The 15,271-nt window shown below is 58.4% G+C and carries 9 protein-coding genes; 7 read left to right on the top strand and 2 right to left on the bottom strand.

Annotation, left to right across the window (positions count from 1 at the left end; translation table 11 throughout):
* The first annotated feature begins 447 nt into the window (after nucleotides 1-447).
* The 4 genes from LRK71_RS19765 (at nucleotide 448) to LRK71_RS19750 (ending at nucleotide 8,452) form a co-directional block, all read left to right on the top strand.
* Nucleotides 448-3,600 (top strand): beta strand repeat-containing protein, encoded by a 3,153-nt coding sequence (locus tag LRK71_RS19765; RefSeq protein WP_232405682.1) that lies wholly within the window; start codon nucleotides 448-450, stop codon nucleotides 3,598-3,600.
* Between the two features lie 78 nt (nucleotides 3,601-3,678).
* Nucleotides 3,679-4,983: a TolC family protein gene (locus LRK71_RS19760; RefSeq protein ID WP_232405681.1), complete on the top strand. Its 1,305-nt coding sequence runs from the start codon at nucleotides 3,679-3,681 to the stop codon at nucleotides 4,981-4,983.
* On the top strand, nucleotides 4,980-7,283 hold the full coding sequence (locus tag LRK71_RS19755) for an ATP-binding cassette domain-containing protein (protein WP_232405680.1): 2,304 nt from the start codon (nucleotides 4,980-4,982) through the stop codon (nucleotides 7,281-7,283). Before LRK71_RS19760 ends, LRK71_RS19755 begins: the two co-directional genes overlap by 4 nt.
* Nucleotides 7,280-8,452: an HlyD family type I secretion periplasmic adaptor subunit gene (locus LRK71_RS19750; RefSeq protein WP_232405679.1), complete on the top strand. Its 1,173-nt coding sequence runs from the start codon at nucleotides 7,280-7,282 to the stop codon at nucleotides 8,450-8,452. The genes LRK71_RS19755 and LRK71_RS19750 overlap by 4 nt, the downstream gene beginning before the upstream one ends.
* A 115-nt stretch (nucleotides 8,453-8,567) precedes the next feature.
* Here the strand turns inward: LRK71_RS19750 and LRK71_RS19745 are convergent, their stop codons facing one another.
* Nucleotides 8,568-9,281, bottom strand: a complete 714-nt coding sequence (locus LRK71_RS19745; protein WP_269751829.1) for a trypsin-like serine peptidase — start codon at nucleotides 9,279-9,281, stop codon at nucleotides 8,568-8,570.
* Between the two features lie 584 nt (nucleotides 9,282-9,865).
* Nucleotides 9,866-11,914 carry a PAS domain-containing hybrid sensor histidine kinase/response regulator gene (locus LRK71_RS19740; protein WP_232405677.1) on the bottom strand — a complete coding sequence of 683 codons (2,049 nt, stop codon included), beginning with the start codon at nucleotides 11,912-11,914 and terminating at the stop codon, nucleotides 9,866-9,868.
* A 397-nt stretch (nucleotides 11,915-12,311) separates the two neighbouring features.
* Here LRK71_RS19740 and LRK71_RS19735 point away from each other — a divergent pair, with 397 nt between their 5' ends.
* From LRK71_RS19735 to arsB, 3 genes are all read left to right on the top strand, one after another.
* A complete protein-coding gene (locus LRK71_RS19735) occupies nucleotides 12,312-12,722 on the top strand; it encodes a sugar 3,4-ketoisomerase (RefSeq protein WP_232405676.1) in 411 nt (136 codons plus the stop codon).
* Nucleotides 12,719-13,813, top strand: coding sequence for a DegT/DnrJ/EryC1/StrS family aminotransferase (locus LRK71_RS19730; protein WP_232405675.1), 1,095 nt, complete (start codon nucleotides 12,719-12,721; stop codon nucleotides 13,811-13,813). Before LRK71_RS19735 ends, LRK71_RS19730 begins: the two co-directional genes overlap by 4 nt.
* Before the next feature lie 175 nt (nucleotides 13,814-13,988).
* Nucleotides 13,989-14,999, top strand: coding sequence for an ACR3 family arsenite efflux transporter (arsB, locus tag LRK71_RS19725; protein WP_332460289.1), 1,011 nt, complete (start codon nucleotides 13,989-13,991; stop codon nucleotides 14,997-14,999).
* Nucleotides 15,000-15,271 lie beyond the last annotated feature (272 nt).

Below are 15,271 nucleotides of genomic sequence, written 5' to 3'. Positions count from 1 at the left end.
CCCGACGCAACCCACCGCCAGACCAGTCCCTGGATGAATTTTTCTGCCACAGTGCCACCCCCGCCAAGGCCCGCCTCTGTGCGGCCAAAACCAATTGCATCAGCGTGCCCTACAGCCGCCACATTCGGCAAAGCCTGTCGCCAAGAACAGCGCACAAAGCTCTGCTGCGGCATCATCCACCAATTCATCGCTACATTAACGATAACCAGCTGTTAACAAAGCTCCCCTGACGGGCGGCCCAAGGCCAAACATGCGGCAAACAAGTCACGCTTACCGGGCGCTTGTGGCCTCTCGCGGCACGCATCGACTAGACAGTTGATTAAAATTAGACGCAATATGTCCACAATATGGCCGCAAAGAACGGCCCGAGGCAGAATTTTACAGGAACAAGACCGTTACGAGTCCCTCAATTTGGGCGTCGCACGGTCTATAAGCGAGTGGCGAAAAATGAAAACTGTTGGATTTATCACCCGGGATCTCTCGGGGACCACCCGTCAAAGTACTTTCTCAGAGGGGTCTCCCTCTCTCCTGAATGTTACCCACTCCAAGGATATTTCGCTGAACCTCAGTGCTTCGGACGTCGACAGCTATATGCGTCGGGGGCCGGATCTGCACCTGGTGCTGGCGGATGGGCAAATCCTTGTTTTGCAGAACTATTACAGCCAGAATACCCCAGGCGGCAAGAACCTGTTCCTCAGCGAGGAAGGCAATTTCGTCGAGGTGGTCCTGGAAGACAAAGCCGAAGGCGCGCTCTTTGCGAGCTACGAACCGCTGGATCTTTCCGGTAAGTGGTCCGCCTATGACGACATGGTCTTTCTGAACGTCGATCGTATCGAACCCGTGATTGCCCCCCTGGCCGCGCCGCTCTTTGGCGGGTTTGGCGCTGCGGGCGCGGCCGCCGGTGCGGCTGGCGTTGCAGTTCTCGCCGGTGGCGGTGGCGGTGGCGATAATGGCGGCGGAGGTGGTGGGGGCGGAGGTCCGATCCTGCCGACCGTCGACAATCCTGATGCTACACATCCGGTGGCCGGATCCACCACAGCCCCTATCGTGATCACCGGCACCGGCACCCCCGGTGCCTTGGTCGAGGTCGATCTTGGCGGCGTCACCCAAACCGGCACCGTTCAAGATGACGGCACTTGGGAAGTCACCTTCCCTGTTGGGGATCTGCCAGTTGATGGCTCCTATGACACCACTGTTCAGGTCTCTGATCCGGATGGCACAGAACATGATCTGGACGGGCCCGCTGTGGTGATCGACACCACGCCGCCTGATCTTGAGGTCACCAGCGGCACGGATTCCACCGGCGATCTGGTCAATGCCGAGACCCACGCCAGCGGCACCGTGATCGCCGGAACCGGTGAAGCAGGCGCCACTGTCAACGTGCTTGTGAATGGGGCCACCCAGACCACAACAGTTGGCAGCGATGGCACTTGGTCTGTCACCTTTGCCCCTGGTGAAATCTCCACGGGGGAATATGACACCCCGATTTCCATCACCACCACCGACAGCTTTGGCAATAGCGCCACCTTCAGCGACACGCTGATTGTCGACACCATTGCCCCGCCCATCGCCGTCAACACGGTGGAAACAGACGATATCATCAACCAGGCCGAAGCCTCAGATGGGGTGATCCTGTCCGGCACTGGCGAAGCCGGGGCCGCGATCGAAGTGCTGTTCGAGGGTGTAACCCAAACAACCACCGTGGCCGCCGATGGCACCTGGTCGGTGAGCTATGACGCGTCACAGATTGCCACCGGCACCTATGATAGCACCGCCACCGTGACCTCTACCGATCTGGCAGGCAACAGCTCCACCAGCGATCACAGCCTACATGTCGATACCGAAACCTCGGTCACCCTGAACAGCAGCCATGCCGGCGGCGACAACGCGATTTCCGGTGCCGAAGCACAGGCAGGTGTCACCCTGACCGGTCTCGCCGAAGCAGGTGCCACCGTTGTCATCGAGATTGCAGGCGTCTCCCGCGTGGTGACGGCCGATGCCGCTGGCAACTGGGAAGCAACCTTTGCACCCGGGGCTCTGCTGGGAGGGGAATATAACACTGTTGTCAATGTCACCTCGACTGATCTGGCAGGCAATACCGCGACCACCTCTTCGCCGCTGCAGATTGATACCGTAGCGGGCACCGTCGCCCTGTCGCCGGATCCGATCGAAATCGACGATGTGATCAATGCGGTCGAACGCGCCGATGGCGTCGAAATCAGCGGCACCGCCACACCGGGCATGACCGTCACTGTCGGTCTTGGCTCTGCGACCACCCAGGTGATGTCAGATGCCGGCGGCAACTGGAGCACAACCTTCCCGGCCGGCAGTATCCCCCAGGGCACCGAGACCTTGGATATTACCGCGTCGATCACCGATGATCTAGGCAATACAGCCAGCGCGTCAGACACTGTTGCCCTCGATACGCTGGTCACCCCGCTGACCTTGAACACCAATAGCATTGCAGGCGACAATACCATCAACGCGACCGAACGCGCCGATGGGGTCACCCTGACCGGCACCGTTGAACCCGGCTCTTCGGTGCAGGTTACAATCGGCACCGGCGCAATGCAGAACGCCATCGCGGATGCCGCCGGCAACTGGAGCGTCACCGTCCCCACCAGCGCCATCCCCACCGGCACCACGGATGTGGATGTAGTGGTGCAGGCAACTGATGCGGCGGGCAATACTGGCAGCGTTGTTCATAGCGTGGCCATTGACACCGAGGTCACGCCCTTTACCGCTGATCCCAACCAGACAGCCAATGATGTGGTCAATCAGGATGAGCTGAACGCTGGCTTTGCCCTCCAGGGCACCGTCGAGCCAGGCTCAAGCGTTGTGGTGACCATCCAGGGCAAAGCCAAAAGCGCCACCGTGGATGCAGCCGGCAACTGGAGCGCAGAATTCTCGGGCGCCGATCTGCCGTCTGGGGAATATAGCACCGACGCGACGATCGTGGCGACAGATGCGGCGGGCAACACCAGCACTCTGACTGAAACCTTTGAGGTGGATACCGTCTTCGAAGCGCCAGTGCTGGATTCCATCACCTATGAGATTGGCAGCAGCGATATCAGCGCATTCAGCGTCGAAGGCACTGCCCCCGCAGGACAATCCGTTACCGTCAACGCGCTCGAAGGCGATGGTTCTGTCTCCACTCCCGGGGCGGTGATCACTGAAAGCGGCGGCAGCACTGCCTTCGACTTCAACAGTGCCGTCCCCGATGGCACCGATCTGGTGGTCACCAATGTCGATACGCTTGGCAATGGCTCCTCTACCCTGCTGGTGCTGGAAGACAATGCCACGACCGCCAGCACCCTGACCCATGCGGGTCTCGGCCAGTTCAACATCGACGAACTGGACCTCGGCGCGGCTGCAAATGTGTCTCTTGTCCTGACCGAAGCGGATATCAAGGCGCTGTCCGAGAACTCGGATACCCTGACGATCCACAGTGGATCTACCCCCGGTGACGACAGCGTGACCGTGACCGGAGCAACCCTTGCAGGCACCCGCAACGTCGATGGTGAGACCTACAACGTCTATACCATTGGCGACGACGGCACGACGCTGGTCATTGATCAAGACGTCTCTGTCATCATCTAATCACGCGGACCGGCCAGAGCCACAGCGGCCGGTCCCACCTATAGACCACCACAGGGCCTATGAACGGGCGGGGGCACTATGCAATTGGCACGACCCATTGGCGCATTGGCACTGTTGTGCAGCCTGTCAGGCTGCGCAGATGGCATGCCGTCCCTCTTGGGTAGGTCCGACAACCAGACCGATCTATCACAGCACGGCGGTAATTTCGCCCAACCCGAGGGCGAGACCCGCTCTGAGGTCATCTCCACCCTGCTTGAACGGCGTTCCTTGCTGGCCGAAGGCACCATCTACAACAGCGTCGCCGAAGCGGCGGTGGCAGCCTCGGCCCGCGCCTCTGAGGCAGAACTGATCAGCGCCAAACTGCGCGCCGAGGCCGAGGCCAAGAACTGGCTGCCCACCATCGGCCCCTCAGTCAGCCTGACAGACCTGGGAGAGCTGGTCGCCGGAATGCTGATCCAGCAAGTGCTGTTTGACAATGGCCGCCGCAAGGCGGAACGCGACTTTGCCGCCGCCGATGTCGAAGTCGCGGCGGTCAATCTGTCGGTCGATATGAACGAACGGGTGGAAGACGCTGTTGGGCTATATATTGCGGGGCTGCGCGGCGATGAAAAATCTGCCTATAGCAGCCGCGCCCTGACCCAGATGCAGGAATTTCGCCGCATTGTCGCAGGTCGCGTCGACGGCGGGCTTTCCAACCGCGCCGACCTCAATGTGGTCGACAGTAAAATCAGCGGCATGCGCAACGCCCGCACCACTGCACAGGATGCTGCCAAAACGGCCCGCGCCGAGCTGACCGCCATGACCGGTGAAACCTTTTCTGAAAAGCCTGGCAAACTGGATCTGGGCACGCCGCCAGCAGATGCGCAATATCTGGCCGTGCTGAAATCGCAGGCACAGGCCAATCGCAACGTGGCCCAGGCGGTAGTGAACCGCGCCGGTCTGCTGCCGCAGATTGCGGCGGCCGGAAATATCACCTCGGATGGCTCTGGCGCGGGGCTGACCCTGGATCTCGCCGAACCTCTGGGGCTTGGCACCCCTGCGGCGCTACAGGCCATAGAAGCCTCGAAAGAAGCCGCCCGGCGCCAGATTGGCGAGGCCGAAGAAGATGCGCGCCGCAGCTACGCCCGCCAGGTCCAACGGCTCGGCTCTTATCAGCGCCAGACCACCGAGGCCGCGACCCTTGCCCGCGCCAGCCGTGAAACCTATAGACTGTTCAAGGCCCAGTTCGAGGCTGGTCAGCGACCGGTGATGGATGTCGTCAACATCTACGAAGAGTTGGTAAAACGCGAACAAGATCATATCGAAGCAAAATACGAAGTTGTGCTGATCCAGCTGGCGCTGGCGCGGGACATGGGCCTTTTGGCGGATGGGGACAAGATTTGACCGATACGACCTCACGCACCCCGCCGGACGCAGCGCCCAAGGCCAGCAATCAGCCGCGCAAACCCGGCAAGACAAAGCTGCGGGCGGTTCCGCTCAACCCGGCGGCTATTCGCCCGGCCACACCGGTAGCGGCTGCCCCCGCCGCACCAAAGGCCGCGCCCCAGGGGCGGCGCGAGGTCGGCAGCCTGATCGAAGGTGCCTCTGCTCGCATCCAACACCGCGCCACCCTGATTGCCACCCTCGCCTCTTTGAAAGGGACCGAGGCCCAGGCTGGCGATATCGCCAATTTCATGTGGGGCAACCGCTCTGGCGATACCTCGGCCGAGAGCCTGGCCCAGGCGCTGGGGGCAACCGGGTTGCAGGTGAAACTGCAACAGCAGCAGGAGCTGAGCCAAGCCGACTGGCCAGCCCTCGCCATGATGAAAGGCGGTCAATGCGTGCTGGTGCTGAGCCAGGATATGGACCAGCTGATCATTTTCGACACCACCTGCCCCGACAATCGCACCAAGGTCGCGCTAAGCGAATTTACCCCATTTTTCACCGGTACCCTGTTGATCGCCCGCCCCTCTTTGAAACAGATGGCAGCGCGGCACACGCCACAACTGGACAGCGATCACTGGTTCTGGGGCGAATTCCCAAAATACCGCCGCCAGGTTGGCGAAATCATGCTGGGGTCGCTGGTTGCAAATATCCTTGCGGTCTCGGTGGCGCTGTTCTCACTGCAGGTCTATGACCGGGTGGTGCCGCACCAGTCCCATGCCACGCTTTGGGTTCTGGCCCTTGGGGCCTTTCTGGCCATTATGCTAGAGGCGCTGTTGAAGGTCGCCCGCGCCCGGCTGACCGATGCCGCCGGGCGTCAGATCGAACTCTCGGTACAGCACAACCTGATGCGCCGCCTCATTGGCATGCGCTCAGACAAGAAACCGCTGCCGCCCTCGGGGCTGTTTGCGGCGATGCGCGATTTTGGCGCCGTACGTGAATTCTTCACCTCGTCGACCATCTCGACCCTGGCCGATATTCCCTTTATCGCAGTGTTTTTGCTGCTGGTTGCCTCCATCGCCGGCCCCATCGTCTGGGTGATCGTGGTGGGCGGCGTGATGATGCTGCTGCCGGCCTATTTCATGCAGCGCAAAATGATTGCCCTCACACGGCAGACCCAGGGCGCCAATGCCAAGGCCGGCCGGTTGCTGCACGAGGTGATCACCGAGCTGGATACCGTAAAAACCCAGCGTGGCGAAGACCGGGTGATGCGGATGTGGGATGAGCTGAACATACTGTCGTCGCATTCCTCAACCGAGCAACGCCGCCTGGCCAGCGCGCTGACCTTCTGGTCGCAAGGGATCCAGCAGGCCACCTATATCACCGCCGTTGTGATGGGCACGCTTCTGGTTTTTGCCGGGGAATTCACCGTCGGCACAATCATTGCCACCGGCATCCTGACCAGCCGCACCCTGGCCCCGCTGACACAGTTTGCTGCCACCATGGCCCGCTGGAGTAACGTCAAGGGTGCCCTGGAAGGGCTGGAGGCCATCGCCAAGGCACCACAGGAAATGGAAGCCGAACGCAGCTACCTGCGCCGTGAACAGCTTGAAGGCCGCTTTGAACTGCGCGAAGTGGTGTTCCGCTACGATGAAGACGCCGCCCCCACCCTGGATGTGCCGGGTGTTGCCATCACCCCCGGCCAAAGGGTTGCGATACTGGGCGTCAATGGCTCGGGCAAATCCACTTTGATCAAGCTGTTGTCCGGGCTGTATTCCCCCGATGCCGGCCGGATCATGATCGACGGCACCGATATGGGCCAGATCGACCCGCGCGACCTGCGCCGCAATATTGGCTATCTCAGCCAGGATGTGCGGCTCTTTTCGGGATCGCTGCGTGATAACCTGAACCTGAACCAGCTGGAACGCGACGATACCCGCCTGATGGAGGCCCTGGATTTTTCCGGGCTGGGCACCTATGTGCGCGGCCACCACAAGGGGCTGGACCTGGATATCGGCGATAGCGGCGGTGGCCTGTCCATCGGTCAACGCCAATCCATCGGCTGGGCCCGGCTCTGGCTGCAGAACCCTTCGATCGTGCTGCTGGATGAACCCACTGCGGCGCTGGACCAGACGCTGGAACGCACCCTAGTCAGCCGCCTGGAAACCTGGCTGCAGGGCCGTACCGCCGTGATCGCCACCCACCGGATGCCGATCCTCACGCTGACCAACCGCACCCTGATCCTGCAGGATGGGCGCATGGTTGTGGATGGTCCGCGCGACAAAGTTCTGGCGCATCTCGCTGCCGGAGAAGGCAAATGAACAGCCCCACCCCCTATGATCTGGACCAGAGCGCCCGCGGCGCCAGCCGCATCGTCTATCTGGTCGGGGCCGCCCTGGTGCTGTTTCTGGCCTGGGCCGCCTTTGCCTCGGTAGATGAAATCGTGCGCGGCGAAGGCGAAGTAGTCTCTTCTTCACGAGCGCAGATCGTGCAGAACCTCGAAGGCGGCATCCTGGCCGAACTGCATGCGCGACAAGGCGATGAGGTAAAGGCCGGACAGGTGCTGGCCAAACTGCAAGACACCAAATTCCGCACCATCGCGGATGAACTGCAGGATCAGATCGATACGCTGGAAATCAAACAGTTCCGGCTAGAGGCGGAAATGGACGGCGCATATGAATTTTCCGTCCCGGATGAGCTGACCCAACGGTCTGGCGAAATTCTGGCCTCGGAACGCGCCCTGCTCAAGGCACGGCAGGGGGATTTTGACAGCCGCCGCACCAGCGCGCGCAAGATCCTTGATCAACTGAATGACGAACTGGCCAATATGCACCGGCTCTACGAGCAAAATATCGTGGCCCTGATCGAAGTTAACCGCGCCCAAAAGGCGGCGACCGATGCGCAGGCCAAGTTCAATGAGATCGGCACCCAGAATGAGCTGAAGCGGGCAGAGGAATATTCCGAAGTCCTGCGCGAGTTGACCTCTTTGCGACAAGACCAGCGGCTGGCGCAGGATCAGCTGGACCGCACCGTCATTACATCACCGATGTCAGGGATCGTAAACAGCCTGGGTGTGACCACAATTGGCGGCGTCGTGCGTCCCGGAGAAGAGATCTTTGAAATCATCCCGATGGGGGAAGAGCTGTTTGTCGAAGCGCGGGTCAAACCAAAAGACATCGCCAGTGTGCAGACAGGCCAGACTGCCACCATCAAACTGTCAGCCTATGATTACACCATCTATGGTGCCCTGAACGGCGAAGTGGATTTTGTCTCGGCTGATACCTTTGAAGATGAACGCAACCCCCGCGCAGAGCCCTTTTATCGGGTGACGGTTCGGGTCGATCGTTCAAAGCTGACCGAGCGGCAGAAAACCATCGAAATTCGCCCAGGTATGCGGGCCACAGCTGAATTGCAGACCGGGTCCAAGACCGTTCTAAACTATCTGTTGAAGCCGTTGTATAAATCCCAAGAAGCTTTTCGCGAGCCTTAAAGCGGCGCTGATCTGGGAACTGGAATGCAGCGATCCGGTATCTGGTTCCGATGTTTCCCACTGCCATTCTAGCAAGTGGGTCACCTGGGAACGTCGCAAAAGAACAACGTCGAAGTTAGCCTGCCTGTCGCATCAAGCGCCACAGGGAGGAATCCAGGGCAGTGCCAATCGACACCGGCTGGCTTCCCATCGCAGCCTTGGCAGAAATCACCGACACCAACCTTGGCAGATGTCCAGGCACCACCTGCAAGACAGGGGCCCCCGAGGCACCGAATTCAACTCGGCATGACATCACCAGGGTGGTACGCTGCTTTGCCAACACTTCACAGCTGCGTTCCAAGCTTGGTCTTGTTGCATGGGCGAAATTGTAAGACAAGACCCCAACAGCGTCTCCACGGGCGGCTTCCCATGACATCACCAGCGGGCGGATCTCAGCCGAGCTGATCGGATGAGACAGGCGCAATACCGCGATGTCATTCCCCATCAAAGACGTGTTGCTGCGGAAATGATCATAGCCAGGATGCATCACCGCCTTGGTAATATTGCGGGCGGCTTTTGCACGACGCCCGACCAGGCCGGCCTCAAACCTAATCGTCGTTGGATCAATTGCCCGCCCAGAAACCGGATCATACAGGCAATGCGCTGCGGTCAGCACCAGATTTGGCGCAATCAAAGATCCGGTGCACATGTTGCGCCCAGAAATATTAAGGCGCCCAACAGCTTCCCAGCCAGGGAACGAGCCCGCACCAGCCTGAGGACCCTCTGCTTTGGCAAGGCCCGGCAAGCTGGCCATTAGGCATGCTACAATAACTGTAGATAATCGTTTCATGTTCCACTCCAAATTCCCACATCAACATCGTCGTTCAGTCATGCGGCTGGAATGGGGCCTGTTTGGGCGTATAGTGGACGAAATAGTGGGCAGAATGTGACGCAGTAAACAAAACCTTAACCCCCCGGTTATTGGTGCCTCAGTTGACGCGAAAATCGTCAAAAAGGCCACCCGGCGTTAAGACTCTTATTAATCTTTTACATAAAACTCTGTAAAAGCTTGGGTTTTTCACCCCTAAAAAGAACAGAGACCGCCCGCCTGAGCGCAAGACTTCAGTAAGAAATACGTGTGTTTGTGCCCCACAAACGCGAAATGGGGCAAGAATCAGCGCATCCCCCCCGTGAGAGAATGGCGACCTTCGCCGATTTCGCCCCTTAACCTGCGCTACCCGTTAAGAGTTATTATCGCGATGAGATCTGCAAAGGCGGCCCGCCCCTGCCGCCGTATGCAAAGGGCACCGATGGACCAACAACGGCCCATCGGTGCCCCCCCGCAAGGCGGGACTTTTACATTTTCAAAAGACAGCATGACCTGCCCCTATCCAAAGCCGCGCGGTTCAGCAGGCCTACCGACACGCGAGCCGCCTAGGCACGGTCAGCCAAAGACTTGGTAATCGCGGTAAGCAGCGTGGTGCGCCCCACCGGTTTCATCAAGCGGATGTCCTCCGGCAATAACCCGTTGCCGTGAACTGTCGCCTCATTTGCATATCCCGACATAAAGATGAACGGCACGCTTGGATCCTTTGCCCGGATCGCCTTGGCCAAATGAGTACCCTGCAGTTTACCCGGCATGACGATATCCGTGGCGACAACGTCAAAGTCCCTGTTCTGCAACCAAGTCGCCATCGCCTCATCACCTGATGTCGCAATGGTCACGTCGAAACCAACTCCCGTTAGCATGTCTTCCTGGGCGGTCAAAAGCTTGGCATTGTCTTCGACCAGCAAAATTCGCTTGCCGTGAATATGCGAAAGATCCTGCCCAGCCCGTTCCGATCTGGGGCGCGCGGCCCGGCCGGACTCTGCCTTGAAATACAGCTTTACAGAGGTCCCAACCCCGACTTCGGAATAGATGCGCACGGTGCCGCCGGACTGCTTCATGAAACCCAACACCATAGAAAGGCCAAGTCCCGTGCCCTGCCCTATCGGCTTGGTAGAAAAGAAGGGCTCGAACACCTGCGCCAACTTGTCCTTTTCGATCCCGGTTCCGGTATCGCTGACCGCTATCATGACATAGCGCCCCGGAAGCAGCTCTTCGCCGCGCTCAGTAATGTATTCATCATCAATGCGGATATTTGCGGTTTCAATAGTCAGCTGCCCCCCGTCTGGCATCGCATCACGGGCGTTCAGGATCAGGTTGAGCAGCGCGTTTTTGGCCAGCCCTTCATCCGCCGTGAAGGCCCAGAGATTAGCCAAGAGCGATGTCTCGATATCAATGGTCGCAGGCAACAGGCGCGAGGACCAGGTCATCACATCGCGCACCACATCATTCCCCTTGAGCTGGTTTGGCGCCAGTTGAGAGCGCCGTGCAAAGCCCAAAATGTTGCGGGTCAGGTCACCGCCGCGTTGGGTCGCGTCGATTGCATTGGCGATATAGTCGGCTTGCTCGGGGCGCAGCTCTGTCTCCTCCAGCAGGTCAAGATTGCCCAGAACGACCGCCAGAATATTGTTGAAGTCATGCGCCATCCCCCCTGCGAGATTGCCGATTGCCTCCATCTTTTGCGATTGGCGCAGTTCGTTTTCCATATCAACCAGGCGCGACACATCTTGCAGCGTACCAACAAAACCTGTCACCCGACCATCGGCATCCAGCACCGCCTCGCCGCTATCAACGACATTCACCATACTGCCATCCGGGCGCAGCATCCGGTGCAGGCAAGAAAACTGCCCCCCCGACTGTACCGCCTGTTCAGAAGCAAGCCGTAGTTTGGGTTGGTCTTCCACAGGGACAAGGGGCCAGATGCCTTCCAGCGTGGTGGGAAATTCTTCCGGTGGGATGCCACATATCTTGCCCATGGCTTCGGACCAGATCATCCCGCCATGCCGATCTGTTTTCCAGCGACCAAGCCCGGCAATGCGTTCCGCCTGCAGAAGATACCTCTCCTGCTCTTCCAGCTTTTGCTTGTCCTCTTCGGCCTGGCGCAGCCGTCTTGACTGCACATAAGTGACAAGCAGGGTTCCCGCGATCACCGCAACCAGACATAGGGTAACGACGGAATACAGGACGATCCGTCGGCGCGCCATCACAGCCATAATATGGCTTTCAAAATCGCGGATCTGCGCCGCCGCCTCCTCGTCAGAGATACGCACCCGGCGATCAACCTGCGAAATTGTCAGTTGTTGTTGCTGTGCTCCATCGACGATTTTCAGCATATCTCGATAGGCCCGCAGCGTGTTCTGAATGGGTGCCAGGTCTGCCTTGACCCCAATAGCTCTGATCCTGACCGCGATTTCTTTCAGCGTGCTTTCAGCCACGGCATAGTCTTGCAGCGCAGCGTCTAGATAGCCCTCTTCCTGCGGGCGCAATACCAAATTTTTGAAATTATGGATGAAGCCGTCATAGCCAATGGATCGCTCTAGCTGAATGAACAATCGTGGCAAGGTATAGGAGGCCTGTTCAAACTGCACAAACCGCATACCAACGGCACCCAAAAACACGAGAGCAATAATCCCCCCGAGAGGCAGGAATAACCGAGACCACTTCAATCCATTCATTTATGCCATGCCTTGTTGCAAGGATCCTGTTTATCTCCGGCGCGTGTCGCGGATCACGCCCCCCCTCAACTCTGAGTGGTTTTACCAAAACAATCAACACCTGGCACCTTTAGGTGACTTTTCTCCCGCAATTGCAGCCATTCCAGCCATTCCAGCCATTCGCTGCAATCACAGGCTGTCGCGCGACACCACCCGATTTAGCTTGCTGCAGGGGATTGCCACATGTGCTTTGGTTTCCGCTGGATCAAAATGTCCAGGGTTTCGTTTCCAAGTTCATAGTCTTATATAATCGTAGCAGAGCAAAAGTGAGCCCAAACCCATGCCCCTGAAAGATTGCCGTGTCGTTGACCTGCCCAAAATCGCGGATGCGAGGGGCAACCTGACCTTCGTTGAAGGGCAAAACCATATCCCGTTTGATATCAAGCGTGTCTACTATCTTTATGACGTTCCCGGAGGCGCAGATCGCGGCGCACATGCTCATAAGGATCTGCACCAATTCATCATCTGCATGTCGGGCAGCTTTGATCTCGTTTTGGATGACGGTTATGACAAGAAGCGCTTTCATCTGAACCGGTCTTATTATGGTATCTATGTCTGTCCGATGATGTGGCGGTATCTCGATAATTTTTCATCCGGGTCGGTCTGCATGGTGATGGCGTCGGCCCCCTATGACGAGGCCGATTATATACGCGATCGACAGGAATTCTTGCAGGCGGTGGGCGCACGATGAAGGTTCCTTTTCTCGATCTTCAGGCGGCGGCGTCTGATATCGCTCCTGAGATAGAGGCTGCATTGGTGCAGGCCGCGCGGTCAGGACAATACATCATGGGCCCCATTCTGGAGCAGTTCGAGGCCGAGTTTGCCTGCTATACCGGCGCCGCGCATTGTCTCGGCGTGGCCAATGGGTTGGACGCGCTGCGTCTTGGCCTTCAGGCCATGGGGATCGGTGCCGGGGACGAAGTCATAGTGCCTGCCAACACTTTCATCGCGACCTGGCTTGCGGTCAGTCAATGCGGCGCTGTTCCAGTGCCGGTCGAACCCATTGAAGCCACGCATAACATTGATCCTGATGCCGTCGCGGACGCGATCACACCAAAAACAAAGGCGATTTTGGCCGTACATCTCTATGGCCAGCCTGCGGATCTCGATGCGCTGCAGGCTGTTGCCGACCGCCACAATCTCCCCCTGCTGCAGGATGCAGCGCAGGCCCACGGTGCCCGGTACAAATCGAAACCGCTGGGCACCATGGGCACCGCCACATTCAGCTTCTACCCGTCAAAGAACCTTGGGGCTTTGGGCGATGGTGGAGCCCTGGTCACCAATGATGCCAGCGTCGCCCATCATTTGAAGCTGCTGCGAAATTACGGTTCCGAAGAGAAATATGTTCACGAGCTGAAAGGGCAGAACAGTCGCCTGGATCCGCTGCAGGCTGCGGTGCTGTCGCACAAGCTAAGGGTGCTGGACGATTGGAACGCCAAAAGACAGGCCATCGCCCGGCGCTATAGTGATGCTTTCGCCAAGGCTGGGGCGACTATTCCCTTTGTCCCGGACTGGGCCGATCCGGTGTGGCACCTCTACGTGCTGCGCCATGCCGACAGAGACCAGTTTCAAAACCGGCTGACTGCCGCAGGCGTTGCCACGGCCATCCACTACCCAATCCCGCCGCACCTACAAAAAGCCTATTCTGATATGGGCTATGAACCGGGGCGTTTCCCGTTGTCAGAAACACTGGCCAAAGAAGTCATCAGCCTGCCTATGTGTCCAGCCCAAACCGACGAGCAGACAGATTACGTAATAGACACAGTCTTGAACCTTCTTTAGGCACCAGACCGGTTTGATCATCGGTGCAACAGAAATGTGCCAGAAATAAGAGTGTAATTGCGGGCGGCTATGTGATTTTTGCCGCCCACGCCCAGCCTTGCACAACGAGGCCATCATGCGCGGCCCCAATCGGGGCGGCAACCAATGGGCGATGCAAACGTCAAAGGAGTGCGATGTGAGCATTTTTGAAAGGTATTTGTCGCTTTGGATTGCATTGGCGATGGGGGGCGGCATCCTTTTGGGAAACACGGCCCCCGGATTAGTGAATGCCATCGCTGCGGCCGAAGTGGCCAGCGTCAATCTGGTTGTTGCCGTGCTGATCTGGGCAATGGTGTACCCGATGATGGTGGGAGTTGATCCCAAATCTCTGCGCGATGTGGCAAAGCAACCGCGCGGATTGCTTATCACCCTTATTGTGAACTGGCTCGTCAAACCTTTCACAATGGCAGCACTGGCGGTATTGTTTTTCCGTTATATTTTTGCGCCCTGGATCCCGCAGGAAGACGCGATGCAATACATCGCCGGGCTGATCCTGCTTGGCGCTGCGCCCTGTACGGCTATGGTGTTTGTCTGGTCGCAACTGACACGCGGAGACCCAACCTATACGCTTTTGCAAGTGTCGGTAAATGACCTGATCATGGTCATCGCTTTTGCGCCTATTGTGGCCTTTCTGCTGGGGGTGACGGATATAATCGTGCCCTGGTCGACCTTGGTTTTGTCGGTACTGCTCTTCATCGCACTGCCACTTGCCGCAGGGTTGGCAACACGCCGCCGCCTTCGGTCTGACGCGGCCATAGAACAGTTTCAGGCGCGGGTGAAGCCCTACTCTGTCGTCGGATTGATTGTCACTGTAGTGATCCTCTTTGGCCTGCAGGGGCAGGTAATTGTCTCGAAGCCCTTCATCATCATATTGATCGCAATGCCAATTATCCTGCAAAGCTATGGTATCTTTGCGATTGCCTATGCCGCTGCATTTGCCCTGAAAGTACCCCACCGGATCGCCGCGCCCTGCGCCTTGATCGGGACGTCAAATTTCTTTGAACTGGCTGTTGCTGTCGCCATCAGCTTGTTTGGGTTGCATTCTGGGGCTGCGCTGGCAACTGTTGTTGGAGTTCTTGTGGAAGTTCCGGTTATGCTGACCCTGGTAGCATTTGCCAATCGCACGCGGCCGCGGTTTTCTCTCTGACGAGACGGGGAAACGGAACCTGACACGGCCCGCAAAATCAGCTGAAACATGTTTCGCGACGTTGGTCTTGGATGCAGAGAATGTCTGCAAGCAGTCTTTTCTGTTGAAAACCAACCTGCAACTGGCGCAGAAAATAGCGATCTCAAGACTGGACCTGTCGCGCTTTAGTGCCGCCCCAAGTGCTCGTTTAAGCCACCTTCCGTTCGAAAGCGACAGGGCTTTTCCACCCCAGTGCTGAATGCCGGCGACGCGGATTGTAGAAGCCATTGATG

The organism is Pseudophaeobacter flagellatus, from assembly GCF_021228235.1.
GTDB lineage: Bacteria > Pseudomonadota > Alphaproteobacteria > Rhodobacterales > Rhodobacteraceae > Pseudophaeobacter > Pseudophaeobacter flagellatus.
The sequence above is the reverse complement of the archived record's forward strand: the minus strand, read 5'-3'. Positions and strand labels throughout refer to the sequence as shown.